General features: G+C 65.3%; 12 protein-coding genes and 2 tRNA genes. 13 read left to right on the top strand and 1 reads right to left on the bottom strand.

The features are described from left to right. The first annotated feature begins 147 nt into the window (after nucleotides 1–147). The 3 genes from JJJ16_RS10190 to JJJ16_RS07355 all read left to right on the top strand — a co-directional run bounded on the left by JJJ16_RS10190 (nucleotide 148) and on the right by JJJ16_RS07355 (nucleotide 3,076). Nucleotides 148–867: a hypothetical protein gene (locus tag JJJ16_RS10190; protein ID WP_225905235.1), complete on the top strand. Its 720-nt coding sequence runs from the start codon at nucleotides 148–150 to the stop codon at nucleotides 865–867. A gap of 116 nt (nucleotides 868–983) precedes the next feature. Then, nucleotides 984–2,477, top strand: a complete 1,494-nt coding sequence (locus JJJ16_RS07360; RefSeq protein ID WP_318836536.1) for an alpha/beta hydrolase — start codon at nucleotides 984–986, stop codon at nucleotides 2,475–2,477. Nucleotides 2,478–2,557: 80 nt separating this feature from the next. Beyond that, nucleotides 2,558–3,076 (top strand): DUF4853 domain-containing protein, encoded by a 519-nt coding sequence (locus tag JJJ16_RS07355; RefSeq protein ID WP_219752024.1) that lies wholly within the window; start codon nucleotides 2,558–2,560, stop codon nucleotides 3,074–3,076. A gap of 101 nt (nucleotides 3,077–3,177) precedes the next feature. Here the strand turns inward: JJJ16_RS07355 and pgm are convergent, their stop codons facing one another. Then, nucleotides 3,178–4,854, bottom strand: coding sequence for a phosphoglucomutase (alpha-D-glucose-1,6-bisphosphate-dependent) (gene pgm / locus JJJ16_RS07350; protein WP_219752023.1), 1,677 nt, complete (start codon nucleotides 4,852–4,854; stop codon nucleotides 3,178–3,180). 248 nt (nucleotides 4,855–5,102) lie between these two features. On the opposite strand from pgm, the gene JJJ16_RS07345 reads away from it, so the two are divergent. The 10 genes from JJJ16_RS07345 (at nucleotide 5,103) to JJJ16_RS07300 (ending at nucleotide 22,019) form a co-directional block, all read left to right on the top strand. Continuing rightward, on the top strand, nucleotides 5,103–6,443 hold the full coding sequence (locus JJJ16_RS07345) for an AGE family epimerase/isomerase (RefSeq protein WP_219752022.1): 1,341 nt from the start codon (nucleotides 5,103–5,105) through the stop codon (nucleotides 6,441–6,443). Nucleotides 6,444–6,525: 82 nt separating this feature from the next. Continuing rightward, a tRNA-Ser gene (locus JJJ16_RS07340) sits at nucleotides 6,526–6,612 on the top strand. A gap of 78 nt (nucleotides 6,613–6,690) precedes the next feature. Further along, nucleotides 6,691–6,780 (top strand) — tRNA-Ser (locus tag JJJ16_RS07335). 481 nt (nucleotides 6,781–7,261) lie between these two features. After that, a complete protein-coding gene (locus JJJ16_RS07330) occupies nucleotides 7,262–13,183 on the top strand; it encodes an SdrD B-like domain-containing protein (protein ID WP_219752021.1) in 5,922 nt (1,973 codons plus the stop codon). A gap of 210 nt (nucleotides 13,184–13,393) precedes the next feature. Beyond that, nucleotides 13,394–16,306, top strand: coding sequence for a DNA polymerase III subunit gamma and tau (locus tag JJJ16_RS07325; protein WP_219752020.1), 2,913 nt, complete (start codon nucleotides 13,394–13,396; stop codon nucleotides 16,304–16,306). A 1-nt stretch (nucleotide 16,307) separates the two neighbouring features. Continuing rightward, complete coding sequence (gene recR / locus JJJ16_RS07320) at nucleotides 16,308–16,901, top strand: recombination mediator RecR (protein ID WP_219752019.1); 594 nt, start codon at nucleotides 16,308–16,310, stop codon at nucleotides 16,899–16,901. Nucleotides 16,902–17,023: 122 nt separating this feature from the next. Further along, on the top strand, nucleotides 17,024–17,731 hold the full coding sequence (locus tag JJJ16_RS07315) for a response regulator transcription factor (RefSeq protein WP_413243688.1): 708 nt from the start codon (nucleotides 17,024–17,026) through the stop codon (nucleotides 17,729–17,731). After that, nucleotides 17,728–19,287 carry a HAMP domain-containing sensor histidine kinase gene (locus JJJ16_RS07310; RefSeq protein ID WP_318836535.1) on the top strand — a complete coding sequence of 520 codons (1,560 nt, stop codon included), beginning with the start codon at nucleotides 17,728–17,730 and terminating at the stop codon, nucleotides 19,285–19,287. The genes JJJ16_RS07315 and JJJ16_RS07310 overlap by 4 nt, the downstream gene beginning before the upstream one ends. 222 nt (nucleotides 19,288–19,509) lie before the next feature. After that, nucleotides 19,510–20,826, top strand: a complete 1,317-nt coding sequence (locus tag JJJ16_RS07305) for an aspartate kinase (protein WP_219752017.1) — start codon at nucleotides 19,510–19,512, stop codon at nucleotides 20,824–20,826. 146 nt (nucleotides 20,827–20,972) lie between these two features. Next, nucleotides 20,973–22,019 carry an aspartate-semialdehyde dehydrogenase gene (locus JJJ16_RS07300; protein ID WP_219752016.1) on the top strand — a complete coding sequence of 349 codons (1,047 nt, stop codon included), beginning with the start codon at nucleotides 20,973–20,975 and terminating at the stop codon, nucleotides 22,017–22,019. Nucleotides 22,020–22,151 lie beyond the last annotated feature (132 nt).

The following is a 22,151-nucleotide window of genomic DNA, read 5'->3' as shown; positions in this document are numbered from 1 at the left end:
CTCGCACTTTTCCAGGGATAAAAACGGTGAAATTGGATGATGGGCTACAAGAACAATTCGAGGCGCAGCTATGGTGAAGCGGTGCGCCGCCGATATCCATCCGGTAATATTGTGTGTGTCACTGGTCAGTATTCAATGGAGTAAATGATGAGCGATCTGTCCTTTGTTGCGGGTGAGTTCCCGAAGCTCGCCGCGACCTCGCGTGAAACCGCAGACGCCGTCCGGTCTGCACGCCCGGAAGGAGGGGCGAGTGCGTTCGCCTCCGCGATGCCCGGCGCTGACCTGGCGTCGCCGATGCAGGCAGCCGAAGAGAAGCTCGCCGATCAGTGCATGAAGACCAGCGCGAGGCTTGAGGAATGTGCCGACTCGCTTGAGGCCGCCGAACGAGACTTCATCGCCGCGGAGGAAGAGAACGGCCAGCTCATCGGCTCGATCGTTAACGGCGACGACTGCGGTCACTCGGGTCCGGGTGGCGGCGGAGGTGGTCGTAAGAACCCGCGACTGGTTCCTCTTCCCTCGCCGATCAGCGGCGGCAATCCGCCTACGCGAGGCCCGCGTCTTCCCGGTGACCCGGGCAAGCAGAGGGGAGGCCACCACGGGGGCGAGGGGACTCGCGGCCACCGCCGACCGAACCCCGGCACAGGTCGGCCGAAGGTTGAGCCCATGCCCTATAACCCCGTCGGTCCGCTCAAGCCCTTGGATCCGATCATCACAGGGCCGACCGGTCCCCGCCCCTTTCCGAAGCCTGCCATCGAGCTTCCTGAGGTGCCTCCCGTGAAGCTGCCCAAGATGGGAAATCCGACCCCGGGAGTGGATCCGATCCCGGGATTCAATCGCTTTAGCGCAGAACTCGGAGGGCAGTCGTAACAATGAAGTGGTCTGATCTCCTGCAATGGGAGGGCTCGTCCCTCAGCCAGCAAGCGCAGGCATACGAAAAGAGCGCACAGTCGCTCAGGAGTGCGTCTGAGAGTCTTCAATCCAACGTGAGCTCCCTGACCGGTCAGGGGAACACGGTCGATGCTGCCCGTCGCGCGATGTTGAAGCTCTGTGCGGAGGTTGAGCGGCAGGAAGAAAAGCTCACGGCTCTCGCGAGCGTCCTCAGCGAGGCCTCGGAGGGTGCTGAAACGGTTGGAACGGCCGCCAGGAAACTCGACGGCACCGCCGCGAACCACTCCCTCCATATCGGGGCGGATGGATCCGTTCAGTACGTGGGGCCGCACAACGTGTCTCCGGCCGATGCGGTGACGATCAAGAAGAACATGAAGATCGTGTCCCAGCAGGTTGCCGCGATCATGGAAAAAGCGACGAGCGTCGTCCAGAACACGCAGAGCAAGCTCGCGGCCCTGGGTGGTGGAGCAAGCTCCTACGCGAATGGGTCAACCAAGGGAACACGAGTCCCGAAGAAGAACCTGAAGCTGCCGCCCAAGGGAGCCTCCGAAAAGGAAGTGGCCAAGTGGTGGTCGTCGCTCAGCGACGCCGAAAAAGAGCAGATGATCAAGGCTCACCCCCAGGAGATCGGCAACCTCAACGGCATCGACGGAACGTCGCGTAACAAGGCGAACCGCATTTACCTGGAGGACGCCACCGAGCGCGAAGAGAAGAAGCTCGAGCGTCTCAAGCAGCGCTACGGCCCACATCCCTCGCGCCGCGAGCGCCAGGAGCTGGAGCTCGTCGAAGAGCGTGTGAAGGCGCTCCATAACGTCAAGGACACGATCAAGAGGGAAGATCAGGACGGTGTGCCCCGCCAGCTCCTGAGCCTGGAGACCTCGGGCAAGCACGTCACCGCAGCTGTCGCGCAGGGCAATGTTGACACGGCCGCTCACGTCGGTGTGGTCGTTCCCGGCCTGTACTCCAATGTCGCCGAGAACTTGGATGACTATGACAAGCGTGCGGGTATCATGCGAGAGAATGTTCAGAAACACGCTCCGGGTGAGGGGGTTGCGATCGTTTCCTACCTTGGCTACGAGGCGCCCCAGAACCTCGCAGAGGTAGCGGACATTGGCTACGCCCGGAGGGGCGCGGATAAGCTGTCCGGATTCCTCAACGGCCTGGACGCGTCGCGCGAAGCCGGCCCGGCGGGCGACGCGCACATCAGCGTCGCCGGTCACTCCTTCGGGTCGACGACCGCCGGTATCGCGCTTACCAAGGTCAATCCCGGTGTCGTGGACGACCTCATCCAGTTTGGCTCTCCGGGCTCGGGTGTCCAGGATGTCTCCGAGTTCAAGCTGGAGAAGGGGCATGCCTGGGTGAGCGCCACGGACTACAAGCAGGACATGGTCCAGGGCATAGGAGACGACGGTCGATTCGGAAAGAATCCCGCCAAGATGCCGGGCTATAACCACCTGTCCGGCGATGTTGGCGACGAAATCGACAAGTCGCAGCCCTATCCGTTCCAGAAGCACGGCGGATATTTCAACAAGGACAGTAAGGCACTCGACGATATCTCTCGGGTCATCGCGGGCCGAGGTAAGAAGTGAGGCGCCCGCTCGTCGGAGCGCTCGCGGTTGTTCTAGCAGTGGTGTGCGCCTCGTGCGTACCGTTCGGAGGAGGAAAAGGAATGAATCCGGAACAGAAGGAAAGCCTGGAGCGGGCCTCATCTCTTGAGTCTATTGAGGCGTTCAAGCGAGACGTGGAGCCGGCGATCATTCGTGCGCGCGATACGCTGATGACGCGTGAGAACTACCGCAGCTACAGCCGCAACGATTACATCTATCGTGTCGATGTCGGTGACCAGGTTCTGTTCTCGATGGTGTCGCGTACGTACAATTTCGAAGAACGTGATCCTGCCCGGGTGCGCGCAGCATTTGACGCCGAGCTGAAGCCCCTCGGTTTCGATTTCCGTGAACACGTCTATGAGGATGACGGCCGTGGCAGTGACACGGTTCTCGCCTGGACGAGTGAACGATACGGAGCGACCGTACACATCATGGTGTCGGGTATTGGGTTGACAATGATGGACTATTACACGGGTGATCTGCGCAGCGACGGAACGTCCGCTAATCCCCAGGAACTGGCGGATATCCCCGGGCGCGTGCCGGACTGGTTCGCCGACGCGGCCGCCGGTACGCAGTCGTGACGGGATCCAACTCAGCAACCTGCTAGACGACGAAGGGGGCGGCGCTCAATCGAGCGCCGCCCCCCTTCACGCAACCCGCGTGAGCGGGCAGCGTCAGAGCGTCAGCTGTTCAGGGCATCGGACACGACCTGCTTGGCGGCCTCCTGGACCTGGGCCAGGTGCTCGGCACCCTTGAAGGACTCGCCGTAGATCTTGTAAACGTCCTCGGTGCCCGACGGGCGTGCGGCGAACCACGCGGACTCGGTCGTCACCTTCAGGCCGCCGATGGGTGCGTCGTTGCCGGGCGCGCGCACCAGCTTGGCGACGATCGGGTCGCCGGCCAGCTCGGTCGCGGTCACGTCGTCCGCAGACAGGGCTGCGAGCTTCGCCTTCTCCTCGCGGGAGGCAGCCGCGTCGATGCGGGCGTAGGCGGAGGCGCCGAAACGCTCAACCTGCTCCTCGTGCAGCTGGGAGGGGGTCTTGCCGGTCACGGCCAGGATCTCCGATGCGAGCAGCGCCAGGATGATGCCGTCCTTATCGGTCGACCACACGGTGCCGTCCTTGCGCAGGAACGAGGCTCCCGCGCTCTCCTCGCCGCCGAAACCGACGGTGCCGGACAGCAGGCCGGGCACGAAGTACTTGAAGCCCACGGGCACCTCGATGAGGTCGCGGCCCATGGAGGCCACGACGCGGTCGATGAGCGCGGAGGACACGAGGGTCTTGCCCACGGCCGCGTCCGCACCCCAGCCGGGACGGTGCGTGAACAGGTACTCGATGGCGACGGCCAGGAAGTGGTTCGGGTTCATCAGGCCGTCGGGGGTGACGATGCCGTGGCGGTCCGAATCTGCGTCGTTGCCGGTCGCGATGTCGTAGGGGGTGTTGCCCTCGGCGTCGGGGGTCATGGCCTCGCGCAGGGACGCCATCGCGTAGGGCGAGGAGCAGTCCATGCGGATCTTGCCGTCCCAGTCCAGGGTCATGAACGGCCAGGCCGGGTCGACCTCGGGGTTGACGACGGTCAGGTCGAGGCCGTAGTGCTCGCCGATGGCCGCCCAGTAGTCGATGGACGCGCCGCCGAGCGGGTCGGCGCCGATGCGCACACCCGCCTTGCGGATGGCCTCGATGTCGATGACCTGGTCCAGCTGCGAGACGTAGTAGTCCAGGTAGTCGAAGGGCTTGATGTTCGGGTCGTGCAGCAGGTCAGAGCCGGTGACGCGGGGAACGTTCTTCCATTCACCCGAGTCGAGGAGCTCGTTGGCGCGCGCCGCGATCCAGCCGGTCGCGTCGGTGTCGGCGGGGCCGCCGTGAGGCGGGTTGTACTTGAAGCCGCCGTCGCGCGGGGGGTTGTGGCTGGGGGTGACGACGATGCCGTCGGCCAGGCCGTCGCCCTCGGTGCGCAGGTTACCCGGGGCGCCGTTCGCGCCGAGGATGGCGACGGACACGGCGGGGGTGGGCGTGTAGGAGCCGCGCGAGTCGATGCGCGTGTCGATGCCGGCGGCCGCGAGGACCTCCAGGGCGGTGCGCCACGCGGGCTCGCTCAGGGCGTGGGTGTCGCGGCCGATAAACAGAGGACCGTTGAAGCCCTGGGAGGCGCGGTACTCGATGATCGCAGCGGTGATGGCGATGATGTGCGCCTCGTTGAACTTGGCGTCCAGCGAGGATCCGCGGTGACCCGAGGTGCCGAATGCGACGCGCTGTCCCACGTCGGTCGGGTCGGGCGTGATGTCGTAGTAAGCGGAGATGACATCGTCGACGTTGATGAGGTCTTCAGGTAGGGCACGTGTGCCAGCTCGTTCATGCATAGGGACAGTGTTGCACGTTACGCCCGCTTGTGGGTAATACTGTCCCACGGCGTGGACTTTTCCTTGTTTTCTCTTGTTCGAGGTCGTGGCTGGCCGTCTGGAAAAGGCCAGGTGAGAGCGCGCCGCGCCCCGGCCTCGTCCGTGTGGGCAGAGGGGTGTATGCACGTATTCCCAAAAACGGCGCCGAGCGACTATCCTATGAGATGTCGGTCACCGCAGACCGTGACTGTGTTGTCAGGAGGAACATCGTGGGATGGTTTGATTCCATCGAACATAACCGTTGGCTGAGCGGCCACATGCAGGCACTCATTGAAGAGGCAGAAGGCGCGATCGTCGCGACTGGTTTCGCGCATCTCGACGCCGATGGAAAGCCCGACCCGACCCGATCGATCGACCTGGCCGTCACTGGTCGCATGGCCTACGTGTTCTCGCTTGGCGCGCTCATGGGTCTGCCCGGCACGCGCCGCTACGCCGATCATGCCGTCAAGGCGCTCACCAACTACTTCACGGACCCCGTCAACGGCGGCATGTGGTTCGCCATCAAGCCCGAGCCTGACGCGGATGGTCGCGGCGTGCCGTGGGACGAGGACGCGCGCGTCAAGTCGCAGTACCACACGGTGTATGCGCTGCTGGGCGTCGCCGCCGCGACGGTCGCGGACCGCCCCGGAGCCCACGAGTTGCTCAACCGCATGCTCGAGGAACAGAAGGAGCTGTGGACCGACGACTACGGCCTCGTGTGGGATCAGTACGACGAGGCCTTCAACGAGCCCGTCCCCGTCCACACCCTCGGCACGCTCATCCACACGATCGAGGCCTACATGGCCGCGGCCGAGGCGACAACCGAGCCCGAATGGCTCGACCGCGCCGAGAAGATGACGGCCTTCGCCTACAAGGTCGCCTCCAAGAACGGATGGCGCATTCCGGAGTATTTCGACGAAAACTGGGAGCCCAGCCCCGAGGCGGGCAAGCTCCTCAACGACGGACGCCGCTACTACGTGGGCTACGTGACCGGCCACTCCATGCAGCTCGGGCGCTTCGCGCTGCAGGTGCGGGCGGGCCTGCGCTCGATGGGCTGGACCGTGCCCGACTACCTCCTCGAGATGGGCACTGAGCTCTTCGAGCGCGCGCGCGTCGACGGCTGGCGTCGCACCGACGGCAACCCCGGCTTCTCCACGGGCGTCAACGACGAGGGCGACCCCGTGCCCGGCGAGGACGAGCACCAGCAGTGGGTCGTCTGCGAGGGTGTGTGCGCCACCGTCGCCGTGCGCCGCGCGATGCTGGACGACGGTTCCGGTGTCCCCGACGTCGAGCACTTCGAGCACTGCTACCGCTCTTTCGTCGACTACATCCACGACTACCTCATCAGCCAGCCCGGCCGGTGGGTGCGTCGCCTCGGTCCCCGCAACGAGAACGTGCAGCCCGCCAAGTCGTCGCGCTGGGATGTCTACCATGCCGTCCAGGCGACGCTCGCGATCCGCCTGCCGCTGTGGCCGCCGACGGCCCCCGCGCTGTCGCGCGGCCTCCTCGATCACCCCGAGGAGCCGGCCCCCGACAAGAAGTCCTGGAACTTCTTCGGGCTGCGCGGCTGACGCGCCAGATGTCTGATGGGCTCGGGCCCGGGGATGCGAGGGTCGCATCCCCGGGCCTGGTCCTGTAGGATGATCCGCGTCTGGAGGGCTGTCTGAGTGGCCGAAAGAGACGGTCTTGAAAACCGTTGTGTCAGCAATGGCACCGGGGGTTCGAATCCCTCGCCCTCCGCCGAGCCGGCCGCCCACGGGCGTCGCAGCGGGTGCACGTTCGCGCTCGCGGCGAAAATGCCTTAAAGTAGTCGGCACTGGAGACGTCGCATAGTCCGGTCGAGTGCGCCTCCCTGCTAAGGAGGTAGGGGTGCATAGCCCCTCGCGGGTTCAAATCCCGCCGTCTCCGCGCATAACCCCCGCGCTTCCCTCGAAGCGCGGGGGTTTCGTATTCTCTGGCCCAGTGGGCGGGGAGCTATCCGGCGTTGCGCAGTTTATTTGCTAGTTGGTTTGGAAAGTGTGTCGTGCGTGGACCGCACGCGCGCCCTGGGAATACGGAGTAATTATACAAACGGCAGTATCTAAGTGTAATGCGTCACTAAAACCCGAGGTTGATTGTCGCCCAATCCATATTGCAGTGGTCATAATTTGATGATGCAAACAATGGCACGCTGATAATTATTGAAAAATCTATTGCTGATGCTCGAAACTGAGTGCTGACCAAGGGTTCAGAGAAGTTGTTACATTGCCGTTATGCCCGAAATTTCAACGAAATACATCGTTGTAGTTGTGGCTTAGGCGATAGTTGTTAGGCATGGTGGTTCACTCTGCTCCTTCACTAGGCTGGGATGCAAGTCCTGTCCACATTTCAACAAAAGAAGGAGAAGACGATGTCTCGACTGCGTCCGTTCCGCGCCCGTGTGGGCGTTGCGGGTGCTGCCAGTCTGGCCGCTCTCTCGCTTCTCGTCACGTCGCTGACACCCCTCGCTATGCGAGCCAGCGCCGCTGATGAAAGCACGCAATCGCCTGACGTAGCTTCCTCTCAGGAAGCTGCCACGGCCTCGTCCAACTCTGAGGCCGCAGACGCGCCCGCTGCCGAGGCTGGTGCTGAGGCTCCCGCCGCCGAGGCTGGTGCTGAGGCTCCCGACGCCGAGGCTGGTGCTGAGGCTCCCGCCGCCGAGGAAGCCCCCGAGGATCAGCCCCGCACGCGCCGCGCACGCTCAACCTCTGAGAAGCCGGCGACCTTGGCAATGACTGTCACGAACGACAGCGACACCCTTTCGGTGCGCGAAAACCAGGTGACGACGATCAACTACTCCTGTTCGTCGGTAACCACCCCCTGTGAAGGTGCCTCCATCAAGTTCTTGCTCCCCGAAGCAGTCACTCCCGCCGGAGTTCAGCTGAAGGACAATCTCTACACGGCCACTGCTGTTACCGGCTCTACCGTCGCCCTTACCAGCCAGAGTATTCTCCCCGGGCCTCCCCGTATGAAGCAGTTCATTTACTCTCTGAACCGCACCATCCCGGCAGGCACCTCCGACCGTATCCAGATCACCTGGCACTACGACGGAAACGATGCACCGACTAACTCGACAACCACTCAACGTGTCGAATTTACGGCGTGGAACGCAGATCCCGTCGAGGATTCGAAAACCACCACGTGGACCGCGGACACCGATATCGCCATTGAGAAGAGCGGTTCGACAAACCCGAACAGCTACCCTGCTGTCGGCGGTGAAACGACGTACAAGCTGCGCTACGGCTACCAGCAGATCGACCAAACCGACCCCAATAAGGTTGGTATCCGCTGGAATGGTTCCTCACTGAAGGGTGGCGTCAACGGCACCAACTTCGTGCAGGTCCAGGACATTAAGGTCGTCGATCCGCTTCCCGCACAGGCAGTATTCGTTTCCGCTACCAATGGCGGCGTTTACGATGCAGCGACGCACACTGTTACTTGGTCCTATGACAAGTGGGCTTGGCAAAACCCCATCGAGTCCTTGGTTACCGTGAAATACCCCGAAGGTTCGGTAACGACGGCCGACACGGTTACAAACAAGGCCACCATCACCGCCAAGGTGATGAATGATCCTTCAACGACCTTGACGAAGAGCTCTGAAATCACCCATGGTTTCTCCCTGCGCAAGCCGGGCGGTCGACTCGCCAAGGCCGGTAACGACAACACGTATGCCTTCCGTGAGGGCATGAGCGCGTGGCGTTTCGGTGTGTCGAACACCGGTAACACAACGACTCACGCTCACTTTGATGACACCATGCCCTGTACCTGGTCCTCTCAGGATGCCAAGGCAGCAGGCGGCTCGTGTGATCAACCGACCATGGTTGCCCCTTACCGTTTCAGTATTTTTGGCAAGTCTGGCTACGAAGATAAGGGCGGCTGGACTCTTGAGTACTGGACCAACAAGGGCAACCACGAGGTCGTCAACTACACCGAGACAAGCACTTTGAACCTTCCCGATGGCGAGTGGATCACCCGTTTCACCATCGATTCGGATGTTGCACCACAAACCAATCCATCCGTGTGGTTCTACGGCACGATCCCCTCGACTCTTCCCACCGAAGAGCCTGCGGATTTCGCCAGCCACTACAACACGGTTGCCCCGCCTGAGAAGTACTACAACTATGTCGCTTCTCCTGACTACGTCCGTTTCCAGAACTGTGCATCCGGCACCTTGACGGATAAGGACAGCGGCCAGGTCGTTGCCTCTGCCGATGATCTGTGCACCTGGATGCGCGTGCGCCAGGACTTCCCCAGCGTGGGAGTTGTGAAGGTTGCTCGCACGAACCCCGTGACCGTTGGAAAGACAGCCTCTTTCGGCGTTAACGGTATTGTTCGCAAGAAGTCCGAAGGCGGTAAGCCCACCCCATTTACCCTTGCGGATCTGCTGCCCGAAGGCTTCGATATCGACGATGCATCTCAGGTCAGCATCTTTTCTAGTTCACCTCTGACGAATCCTGATGGAAGCAAGTACGACGTCAGCAAGGTCCAGATTGAGATCACGAAGAATTACAACGGATCGGGCCGAACCCTGCTCCGTATGATTGTTCCTGATCCCGTCGAAGGAAATCTTTACACGGCCTTCAACACGACTGTGAAGAATACAGCGCCTGCTGGTCAGACCACGAACGATGCAAACGCCTACATGCCCGGCGACGGCGCGAAGGCGACCACCGAGGATAAGAGCCTGCGCAACACGAACTACTGCCTCACCGGCCGCGTGCAGGACACCTTCGACGTCAACGGCAACGGTTCAACTGAGGACTACGTCTGTTACGCCACTGCCAACTTCAACGTTGCGACCACCCCCGCAATGAGCATCGCGAAGGAAGTCAAGGGCAATAAGGACGCCGACTTTGTTCCTGCCGGAGACGTCGCAAAGATCGATCCGGGTTCGGATGGCGCATACCGCTTCACCATTGCAAACGCTGGCAACGCTCCCCTGACGAAGGTTGTCGCCTATGACATTCTTCCTCACCCGGGCGACACGGGTGTGGGTCCCGCCTCTTCTCAGGCACGCGGCTCCTCTTGGCAGCCTTTCTTGAACTCGACCAACTGGACCTTCCAGTCGATCAAGGAAAAGTCGGGCCAGGACCCCGAAACCAGCGAAATTCCCGCCTCGGATATCACGATCCAGTACACGACGGTTGAGAATCCCTGCCGCGGCGAGGTTATGAGCGTCGGTGGCGCGATGAACGACGGCCCTGCCGGTTGTACCCCCGACGCGTGGGGAGCAGCACCTGCAGACCTGAAGACCGTTAAGGGCTTCCGCCTCGTCATGAACCGCGATATTGAGGTCGGCGAAAAGATCCAGTTCGTGGCAACCATGACCTCTCCGGTTAACGCCAACCTCATTGCATGGAACTCCGTTGCAATGTCCGGTGGCGTCACCGAAAACGGCAAGGTTTCCTACCTGCAGCCGAACGAAGCACCCAAGGTTGGCATCAACGTCTCCACTGACGTGTCGGTCACCAAGAAGGTTGCTCGCGTTAAGGTGAACGGCGATCAACCGGTCATGGATGCAAATGGAATCCCGGAGACCATCGAGTCGACTGACCCGGTTATGCCCGGCGATTACATGCTGTACTCGATCACCTTGAATAACAAGGGACCGGCTGTCGCCTCTGGCATGAAGATTAAGGATGTCCTTCCGCAGGGAATCGAAGCCATCTCCACGCAGGTCCGCCTGTGCCAGACTGATGCAACCACTCCCTGCGTCGGCGTGCAGCACAATTCGGCTCCAGATCTCGCGAATTTGGACACCGACTGGGAGGCCATGCCCTCCGGCCAGTTGAATACAAACCTTGCGGTGAACGGAACCCAGACACTCTACGTTCTGGTCAAGGTCTCCGAGGGCTCCGAAGGTAAGACCATCACGAACACGGCGACGCTGGGTGAGTTCGATCAGGTCGACTCCAACCCGGATAACAACACGGACAGCGCGACCTTCAAGGTGGGCGGCTCCATTTCGGGAACCATCTACAACGACACGGATGCCACTTGGATCAATGATCGCGGAATCGACAAGCCTTTCGAAGGCGTGACTGTCCGTCTGCTGGATGCTAACGGCAACCCCGTTAAGGATTCCTCTGGCGCTGACATCACCGCGACTACCGACGCCAACGGAAACTACACCTTTAACCGCCTGCCTTTGGGCGACTACAAGGTTGAGGTCGTTCCCGACCATGCCACCGTTGACGGAGAGAACGTGTCACTGTCTGACTACACGCAGACCTACGGCTACCAAACCTCGACCAAGCGCAGCGAGGCAGGCAAGGGGAATCTCACAACCCCGACGATTTCTCTAACTACCTCGAACGCCAATGTTTCGAAGGTTGATTTCGGATTCGTCAAGCCCGCTTCGGTGGGTAACTTCGTGTGGTTCGACGCCAACAAGGACGGCGTCCAGGATGCGGATGAGGTCGGCGTTGCCGGCGTCACCGTCACCCTGACCGACGGCGCCGGCAACCCGGTCATCGACCTGGGCGGCAACCCGGTCAAGCCGGTGACCACGGACGCCAACGGCAAGTACGAGTTCACGAACCTGATGCCGAACGTCGATCGGATCGTCGCGAGCGCGGGCGAGGAGAACTACAAGGTCACCTTCACGGTCCCCGCCGGCTACTCTGCGACCAAGTCCTACGCGGCTTTGGATGATGAGAAGGACTCCAACGGCACCGAGAGCAGCGTGACGCTCACCGAGGGCCAGAACGATGAGACCGTCGACTTCGGCCTGATCGCCGATGGCACGATTGGTGACACCCTCTTCTGGGACGTCGACAACAACGGTGGTTCCGAGCCCTCGGGTGCGGACAAGCCGCTGGCCGGCGTGACCGTCAAGCTGACCTACACGACCCCCGCCGGCGTGGAGAAGACGCTGACCACGGTCACGGACGAGAACGGCAAGTACTCGTTCAAGGACCTGGCTCCCGGCGATTACGTCGTGACCGTTGACAAGGCCTCCCTTGCCACCGTGTGCCCCGAGTGCACCGCTCAGACCCACGCCCCGTCGGGCGACCTGACGGCCTCTGAGGGCCAGGAGCTCTCCCTCACCTCCAAGGTGACGCTGAGCCCCGGCGCGATGACGAACAACGACCAGGACTGGGCGTTCACCGGTTCGGCTGACACCGCCATCAAGAAGGCGATCACCACTCCCTCAGCAGAGGAGCAGGGCACCTTCGATTTCGCACCCGGAAAGGAAATCACCTACTCCCTCACTCTGACCAACAATGGTCCGAGCGTGGCAACCGGTGTAACCGCTTCCGATAAGCTGCCCGCAGGCGTCACCTTCGTGTCCGCTGAAGGCGATGGCTCTTACAACGCAGAGACCGGTAAGTGGGATCTGTCGAACCTGACCATTGCGAAGGACGAGGTCAAGACCATCACCATCACCGTGCGTATCACTGGTGAGGGCGTTGGCTCGCTGATCACGAACGTCGCAACGATCACGCACCAGGATCAGGTGGGCGATGATCCGACCAACAACGAGTCCTCGGCCTCGTTCAAGGGCGGATACAACCTGGGTGGCACGATCTACCGTGATTCGGATGCGTCGTACTCCAAGAGTGATTCTGAGCAGCGCTTTAAGGGCGTGACGGTTGCTCTGCTGAACGAGGACGGCACTCCGGTGCTTGACTCTGAGGGCAAGCCGATGACTGCGACCACGGATGAGAAGGGTGCCTACCAGTTTGTGGGTCTGGCTCCGGCCTCGTACCGCGTCGTGATCGTGGATCCCGATAAGGGTGATCTGGCTGGTCTGATCCCGACCCAGGCCTACACGGGCAAGGGTGCGACCGAAGCGGCCGTGACGATTACGGATGCGTCGGTGCAGGGCGTGGACTTTGGTCTGGTTGCCCCCGCCACGATCGGTGATCGTGTGTGGAATGACAAGGACGGTAACGGTGCGGATAACGGTGAGCCGGGTGTGCCTGGTGTGACCGTGATCCTCAAGGACGCCAACGGCGTGGAGGTGGGTCGTACCACCACTGACGCGAACGGTAACTACCGTTTCACTGGCCTGGTTCCGGGTACGTACACGGTCGATATTGAGGTTCCTGCCGGGTTTAACGCGGCGACGACCTCGATGACGGTGACGGTTGGTGAGGGTGAGGAGAACCTGAATGTGGACTTCCCGCTCACGGTGATCCCCACCCCGACCCCGGCTACCACGGTCGCCAAGGTCCTGGCTCGTACCGGCTCGGACGCATCCGTCCTGGGTGGTATGGCAGCCATGGCAGCTATCGCTGGCATCGCGGCCCTGGCGGGCAAGCGCCGCCGCGAGCGTGAGGATGCCTAACCCCACGGGTGCACACCCCACCCACACGGGGTAAGCCCACCTAGGTGAGGGGGCGCGAGACCAACACAGGTCCCGCGCCCCCTCCCGCATACCCACCCCGCCCCGACCCCACGACCCCGCCCCGGCCTCGTCAATGACAAAGGATTCCCAGAGCGTGTGGAACGCGCGGCGCGGGGCGCAGATGAGGGTGGGAACAACTAGGCTTGGAGGGTGACCACAGCTCTGTATCGCCGGTATCGCCCCGACACCTTTGATCAGGTGATCGGCCAGGAACACGTGACGGAGCCGCTCAAGGCGGCGCTGCGCGCGAATCGCGTGACGCACGCGTACCTGTTCTCCGGGCCGCGTGGATGCGGTAAGACCACCTCGGCGCGCATCCTCGCGCGCTGCTTGAACTGCGCGCAGGGCCCCACGGACACCCCGTGCGGCCAGTGCGAATCGTGCCGTGAGCTGGCCACCGGAGGCCCCGGCTCGCTCGACGTCGTCGAGATCGACGCGGCCTCACACGGCGGCGTCGACGACGCCCGCGACCTGCGCGAGCGCGCCACCTTCGCACCGGTGCGCGACCGCTACAAGATCTTCATCATCGACGAGGCCCACATGGTCACGAACCAGGGCTTCAACGCGCTGCTCAAGCTCGTCGAGGAGCCGCCCGAGCACGTCAAGTTCGTCTTTGCGACGACGGAACCCGAGCGCGTCATCGGCACGATCCGTTCGCGTACCCACCACTACCCGTTCCGCCTGGTGCCGCCGGACATCCTCGGCCCCTACCTGACGGGCCTGTGCGCCGAGGAGCACATCGGAGTGGGTGAGGGCGTCCTGACCCTCGTCATGCGAGCGGGCGGCGGCTCGGTGCGTGACACCCTGTCGGTGCTCGACCAGCTGATGGCCGGCGCGATCGACGGTCAGGTCACGTATCAGACGGCCGTCGCACTGCTCGGCTACACGGACTCCGCACTGCTGGACGAATCCGTCGACGCTCTCGCGGGTGGCGACGGTGCCGCGGCCTTCCGCGTCGTCGAGCGCATGGTCGAGTCCGGCCACGACCCGCGCCGCTTCGTCGAGGACCTCCTGCAACGTCTGCGCGACCTCCTCATCATCGCGGTCGCCGGTGATGGCGCGCGCGATGTCTTGGCGGACACCCCGCACGACCAGTTCGAGCGCATGCAGCGCCAGGCACAGAACTGGGGGCCGCACGGACTGTCCCGCGCCGCCGACCTGACCGACGAGGCCCTACGAGCCATGACGGGCGCGACCTCGCCCCGCCTGCAGCTCGAGCTCCTCGTCGGGCGCATCCTCGTGCCCGCCCCCGGCCCCGCCCAGGCACCCGTGCAGGGCACGGTCGGCATGACCGGTGGGGGAGCGCCGCGCGAGGCTTCCGCGCCGTCGTCCGAGGCCTCCTCGGGTCGTTTCGGTGCCCGCGAGGCCCGCGAGGCCCTGGCCCGCAAGAAGCAGGAGCGTGCCGAGGCCTCGGCCCCCGCCCCTCAGGCGCCGGCGTCGTCTGCCGCGCCTGCCCCCCAGGGCATGCCCGCGTGGGGGAGTGACCCTGACTGGTCCGCTCAGAAGCCCGCGGCCCCGGAGCCGAGCTCCGCTCCGGCGCAGTCCAAGCCGCAGGAGGCTCCGCGCCGGGAGGTCGCCCACGAAACGGCCCCCGCCCGCAAGGCCATGCCCGTGCAGGCCGAGCCGCGCCCCGCCGCGCCTCCGCAGCAGAGCAGCGAATTCGCCGCGCCGCAGCGCTCGGAGGCACCAGCACGCGCAGAGGCCCCGGCTTCGGGCCGCGACGCCGACATGCTGCGTGGTCGCTGGAACGAGGTCATCGAGCGCCTGTCCTCCATCAGCCGCGTCACGTGGTCGATGGTCGGCGGCAACGCCCAGCTTGGTGCCGTCGACGGCTCCCAGGTGGTCCTCCTCTTCCCCGTCGAGGCCATGGTCAACGCCTTCTCGCGCGGCCCCCGCGCCGCCGACGTCGAAAAGGCCATCAACGAGGTCACCGGCCTGACCGTGAGCGTATCCGCGCAGGTCGGGCAGGCCTCGGGCGGCCCCGCGACGACCGGTCCGTCCGCGCAGGCCTCGCACCCCGGCCCTGCCGCGCAACACTCTCAGCCCGGCGGCTGGGTCTCGGAGCCGCCCCCTTTTGATGAGGCCGCCGCGCAGGCGGCACCCCAGGGCGACCCCGAGCCGGTCGACACCGGCTGGCCGCAGCCAGCCCGTGCGCCGGAACCCGAGCTGCAGCCCACGCCCGAACCCGAGGATGCAGGGTGGCCCGAGCCCGTGCGCGCCCCCGAACCCGCTCCCGAGCCGGTGGAATCCGGGTGGCCCGCCCCCGCGACGGTGACGCCGATCCGACGTGACGAACCCGTCGCGCCCGCACCGGCACCGATCGCGCAGGTTGAGGATCCCCGGCCCGCCGAGCGTCCCGCGCTGCCCGAACGCGCCGCCCGCGCGCTCGCCCAGGCTTCCGCCGATACGCCCGAGGCCACCCATGCCTCGTCCCCGAAGGGTGACGCAGCCCCGCGCAAGCGTTCCTTCACGGTGTTCCGCTACCCCGGCGACCCGGAGCCCACCGACGAGCCGGCGGGCACACCTGCGCAGGCCGAGCCGGCCTCGTCCCCCGTCTTCGACGACGCTCCCATCGTGCCCGCCGCGCACACCCCGTCGACCCCGACCGGCTGGGGCGACCCGGTCGTGATCTCGGGCGGCGCGTCCGTTAACTTTGACGACGGCGCGGACTCGTGGACCCCGCCCGAGTCCTCGGCCCCCGCCGACGTGACCCCGATCAGCGCTGCGCCAAGCGCCCCGGCGCAGGCCCCGGCCTGGCTGGCCGCGGCCCCCGAGCCAGCCCAGGACTCCGCGCCCGGATTCGGCGCCCCGGAACCCCAGAGCGACGCCACAGGCGCGTCCGACGGCCCGCCGACCGGACGCGCCGCCGCCGAGGCCGCCCTGCGCGAGAAGGCCCAGCGCGAGGCCGCCGTCGTCTCGACCCGCACTCACGCGGCCGACGACGACAGCGCCAGCATCGACGACGAAAATATCGAAAACTCGCAGACGATCGGCCTGGCAGCGGTCCTGGAGATCCTCGGCGGACGCGTCATCGAAGAAAAGATGACCGAGGGAGGATACTGACATGTACGACGGCGCCCTGGCCGACCTCATCGACCAGTTCGGGCAGCTGCCGGGCATCGGCCCGAAGTCCGCGCAGCGCATGGCCATGCACGTCCTGGACGCGGAGCCTGAGGACGTCGCGCGCCTCGTCGACGCGATCAACGCCGTGCGCGGGCGCGTGCGTCACTGCGATATTTGCGGCAACCTCACGGAAGAGGACGAGTGCTCCATCTGCCGCGACGTGCGCCGTGACCCCAGCGCGATCTGCGTCGTCCAGGAACCCAAGGACATCCAGGCGATCGAGGGCGCGCGCGTCTTCCGCGGTCGCTACCACGTCCTTGGCGGTGTCATCGACCCGATCCATGGGGTGGGGCCCGACCAGCTGAACATCGCCTCGCTGATGAGTCGCCTCGCGGACGGCTCGGTCACCGAGGTCATCCTGGCGACCAACCCGAACGTCGAAGGCGAGGCGACGGCCGCCTACCTCGCGCGCATGCTCTCCACGATGGGTGTCGAGACCTCGCGCCTGGCGATGGGCCTGCCCATGGGCGGTGACCTGGAGTACGCGGACTCGGTGACGCTGGGCCGCGCGCTCGAGGGACGCCGCCGCCTCTAGGTTCTTATCGACGAGGCCGCGACCTGCGGTGTTTGTCGCGCTGCGGGCCGCGCGTCCCCCTGTCGGTGACGCACGTGTGACACAATCGTAGGGACCACGCTGCGACAGACGAGGAGGCCATGATGGCGACCCAGGCGAGCTCAGGCGCGCCCCGAGTGCTGGTTGTTGACGACGAGGCGATGCTGGCGGACCTGCTCTCGCAGGCCTTGCGCCACGAGGGCTGGGAGACGGCCACAGCGAAGGATGGGCTGGACGCGCTGGCGAAGGCGTCGAGCTTCCACCCGGACGTCGTGATCCTCGACGTGCAGATGCCGCGCATGGACGGACTGGAGACGCTGGAGCGCCTGCACGCTCGCGACCCGGAGCTGCCGGTCCTCTTCCTCACCGCCCGCGACGCGGTCGCGGATCGTGTGCAGGGCTTGCGCGCTGGCGCGGACGACTACGTGACGAAGCCCTTCGACCTGGACGAGGTGGCGGCCCGTGTGGAGGCGCTGCTGCGCCGGGCGGGGCGCACCCAGCAGGCGGCCTCGACGGTCCTTCAGGTTGCCGATCTGATCCTCGATGTGGACTCACACGATGTGCGCCGTGGCGGGGAAGAAATCACGTTAACGAACACTGAGTTCGAATTGCTCCGGTATCTCATGGAAAACGTTGGAATCGTGCTGTCCAAGCAGAAGATTCTTGACGCCGTGTGGAGCTACGACTTCGGCGGCCAGGTGAACGTCGTCGAGCTGTACATTTCGTACCTTCGTAAGAAGATCGACGCGGATCGCCCGGCACTCATCCGCACGGTGCGCGGCGCCGGCTACATCATGCGGGAGCCGCAGTGACGCGGCGGCGTTCCCTCGCCGGGCGCCTCTCGCGCGCGCTGGCCGCGTGCGTCGCCCTCGCGCTCATCGTCATGGTCGCAGCGTCCACCCTGGTGATGCGCTCCTGGATGCTCGGCAACATGGACTCCGAGCTGCACCGTCTCTCCCAACGTGCGGGTGAGCATCTGGATGTCGAGGATGCGCCGGACGATGAGGTGGACGCGGACGACGACTCCGACGACGATTCCGACGAGGGCGCCCGCGCGGTCCCGCAGTCGGGCGGGCGGGTGCCTCGTCCCGGTGGGCCTGTTGTCCCCGGCGGTCCCAAGGGGCCGGGGTTTGGCGGTTCCGGCATCGCCGAGGGCACACTCCAGTATGTGAGCGAGGATGGGCAGGCTGCAGGCGCGGTCGTCTCGAACTTCTCGGTGACCTACTTGAATGAGCCTGCACTGGCGATCCTGGCAGCGGTGCCCACGGATGGTGCCCCGCATACCGTGCGACTCAAAGGTTTAGGCACGTTCCGCGCGACCTCCCAGGTCGTCGATGGCAAGACGGTCCTCGTCGGCGTGCAGATGGACAGAGTCGATGACGTGGTCCTGATGCTTGTCGCGGTCGAGGTCGGCCTGTCCCTTGTTGTCGCTATCGCGGCGGGTTTCGCCGGCCGAGCATGGGTGCGCCGCGAGCTGCGTCCCCTCGGTGTCGTGCGCGCGGCAGCCGCTGACATCGCGAGCCGCGACCTGGCCGACGACGCCGAGGAGCTGACCCGCGTCGGCGAGGAGGCCACCTCCGGCCCCGTAGAGGTCGCGGACGTCGCGGGGGCCCTGAACTCGATGATCGACGCGGTCGAAGACGGCATGGAGCGCCGCGCCCGCAGCGAGGCGAAGCTGCGCCAGTTCGTCGCCGATGCCTCGCACGAGTTGCGCACGCCGCTGGCCTCCGTGCAGGGCTACGCGCAGCTCGCGCGACGCGACATTGACGAGGCGTTCCGGACCCAGGCGCTCGAGCGCATTTCCTCGGAGGGGGCGCGGATGGCATCCCTCGTGGAGGAGATGCTGACGCTGGCGCGCCTGGACGGAGATCGCTCCCTCAAACGGGAGAATGTCGACGTTATTCCGCTAATACTGGACGCCCTGTCAGATGCCCACGTGGTCGCTCCCGACCATGCGTGGGAGCTCGGCGAGGCAGCCGACGTGCAAGTCCTCGGCGACGAGGCTGCACTGCGCCAGATCCTCACGAACCTCCTCGCGAACGCCCGCGTGCACACGCCCGCCGGCACCCGCGTGACCGTCTCCCTGACCCGCGCCACCCAGGGGGCGGAAACCGACAAGGGTGCCCCGGCCTCGTCGATGGTGACCCTGCGCGTCGCGGACGACGGTCCCGGTATCCCGGCCGAGATCCGCGACCGCGTGTTCGACCGTTTCGTGCGTGGCGACTCCTCGCGCACGCGCGACGGCCGCGGCTCCTCGGGCCTGGGAATGTCGATCGTCGAGTCGCTTGCCCGCGCGATGGGTGGGTCCGTGCGGCTGGTCGACTCCGAGAAGGGGACCGTCATCGACGTGACATTGCCCGCCGCCTGAGCGCACCCGCACGGACGGCGATTTCGCACGCTGATCAGGATCGTTGCAATTCCGGGCAAAAAAGGGATGTGTGGCCTGGGTCGCCCCGGCGCGTCCCATGTCACCTGCGCCCACATGCCGGTCTTTCGCGGCGCGATGCCTAGCGGGCCGTAGGATTGTTGTGGTGGCGTGCGCCACCCGAAGGCGTGCGAATCGGCACGTACAGATAGAAATGAGGCTCTAGTGGCACTGATCGTGCAAAAGTACGGCGGTTCTTCCGTCGCCGACACCGAAGCCATGAAGCGCGTCGCCCAGCGCATCGTGGACACGCACAACGCGGGACACCGCGTCGTTGTCGTCGTATCGGCGATGGGCGACACGACCGACGACCTGCTCGACTCGGCCGCAGCCCTCACGGACACCCCGCCCGAGCGCGAAATGGACATCCTCCTGTCGGCCGGCGAGCGCATCTCGATGGCCCTCCTCGCGATGGCCGTCAACGAACTCGGCGTCGAAGCCCGCGCCTACACCGGCGCGCAGGCCGGCATCCAGACCGACAGTCGCTTCGGTGCCGCGCAGATCGTCGGCATGGTCCCCGAGCGCGTCGCCCGCGCCATCAAGGACGGCCAGGTCGCCATTGTCGCCGGCTTCCAGGGCATCTCCAAGGACGACGACGTGACGACGCTGGGCCGCGGAGGCTCCGACACGACCGCCGTCGCCCTCGCCGCCGCCCTCCACGCCGACGTCTGCGAAATCTACACGGACGTCGACGGCCTCTTCTCCGCCGACCCGCGCATCGTCCCCAAGGCCCACCGCCTGCGCACCCTCACCCAGGAAGAAACCCTGGAAATGGCCGCGCACGGCGCCAAGATCCTCCACCTGCGCGCCGTCGAATTCGCGCGCCGCTACGGGGTCCCCCTGCACGTGCGCTCCTCGTTCTCCGAAAAGAACGGCACCTGGATCTCCGACTCTCCCGCAAACCCTGAACTCAAGGGCCTCGTGCCCGACGCAGCCCTGAAGTCTCCCGAGGAAAACGCCATGGAAAAGCCCGTCATCTCCGGTATCGCTCACGACCGCTCCCAGGACAAGATCACCGTCACCGACGTGCCGAACAGCCCCGGCGTCGCCGCCCGCGTCTTCGCCGTCGTCGCCGAGGTCGGCGCCAACATCGACATGATCGTCCAGAACCTGCCGATCTCCGACCCCACGAAGGCCAACATCACCTTCACCCTGCCCGAAGGCGACGCGCAGAAGGCCCTCGACGCCCTTGAGGCCCACCGCGAGGAGATCGGCTTCAACGAGCTGCGCTACAACCCCAACATCGGCAAGCTCAGCCTCGTCGGCGTCGGCATGCGCACCAACCCCGGCGTCTCCGCGCGCCTCTTCAGCGCCCTGTCCGACGCGGGCATCAACATCGACCTCATCTCGACCTCCGAGATCCGCATCTCCGTCGTCACCCGCCTCGACGACCTCGACCGCGCCGTGAAGGCCGTCCACACCGCCTTCGGCCTCGACGCCTCCGAAACCGAAGCCGTCGTCTACGGCGGCACCGGCCGCTGATCGTTCATCGACGAGGCCCGGGCCGGGCTCCGTTCATCCGCGCGAGCTCCGGTGCCCCCGGGAGTGCGCCCCGGCCTCGTCCCCATAGATTTCACCCAGCGTTCGCCCCGTCGTATGGGCGCGCGCACCAACACAAGGAGAACACCATGAGTGGATTCAACGTCGCCGTCGTCGGCGCCACCGGCCAGGTCGGCCGAGTCATGCGCACCCTGCTGGAGGAGCGCAACTTCCCGGTCGAGACGATTCGCTTCTTCTCGTCCGCGCGCTCGGCCGGCACCACCCTGCCCTGGAAGGGCCAGGACATCGTCGTCGAGGACGTCGCGACGGCCGACTACTCCGGCATCGACATTGCCGTGTTCTCCGCGGGCGCCACCGCCTCGCGCGAGTACGCCCCCAAGTTCGCGGCCGCCGGCGCGGTCGTCGTCGACAACTCCTCCGCGTGGCGCAAGGACCCCGAGGTCCCGCTCGTCGTGTCCGAGGTCAACCCTGACGACGTCGACAACCGCCCCAAGGGCATCATCGCGAACCCCAACTGCACCACCATGGCCGCGATGCCCGTCCTCAAGCCCCTCGTCGAGGCGGCCGGCGGCATCAAGCGCCTCTTCGTGTCCTCCTACCAGGCCGTCTCCGGCTCGGGCCGCGCCGGCGTCGCCGAGCTGACCAGCCAGATCGAGGCCGGCGTCAAGCAGGACCTCGCGGGCCTCGCCCTCGATGGCCGCGCCGTCACCCTGCCCGAGCCCGGCGTGTACGTTGCGCCCATCGCCTTCGACGTCGTGCCGCTCGCCGGCTCCATCGTCGACGACGGCTCCGAGGAGACCGACGAGGAGCAGAAGCTGCGCAACGAGTCGCGCCGCATCCTGCACACCCCGGACCTCGCCGTGTCCGGCACCTGCGTGCGCGTCCCCGTCTACACCGGCCACACCCTCACCATCCACGCCGAGTTCGCCGGCGACATTACGCCCGACCAGGCCCGCGTCCTGCTGGCCGAGGCTCCCGGCGTGCGCGTCGTCGACGTCCCGACCCCGCTCGAGGCCGCCGGCCGCGACGAGGTCCTCGTCGGCCGTATCCGTCACGACCAGGCCGTCGACGGCAACCGTGGCCTCGTCCTGGTCGTCTCCGGCGACAACCTGCGCAAGGGCGCTGCTCTCAACGCGGTCCAGGTCGCCGAGGTGGTGGCCCAGCGACTGCGCTGAGTGCTTGAGTTCTCGACCGTGCTGAGTGCTTGCACTCTCGATTGTGTTGAGTGTCTGATCTAGTCGCGTGAACGCGCGGCGGCCCTGGCGGGCTGCCGCGCGTTTGCGTTGCTTGTGGCGCCGCTGGTGTTC

The organism is Schaalia sp. ORNL0103 (genome assembly GCF_019429565.1).
Classification (GTDB): domain Bacteria; phylum Actinomycetota; class Actinomycetes; order Actinomycetales; family Actinomycetaceae; genus Pauljensenia.
Note: the sequence above shows the minus strand (reverse complement) of the source record. Positions and strands in the feature narration are given on the sequence as shown.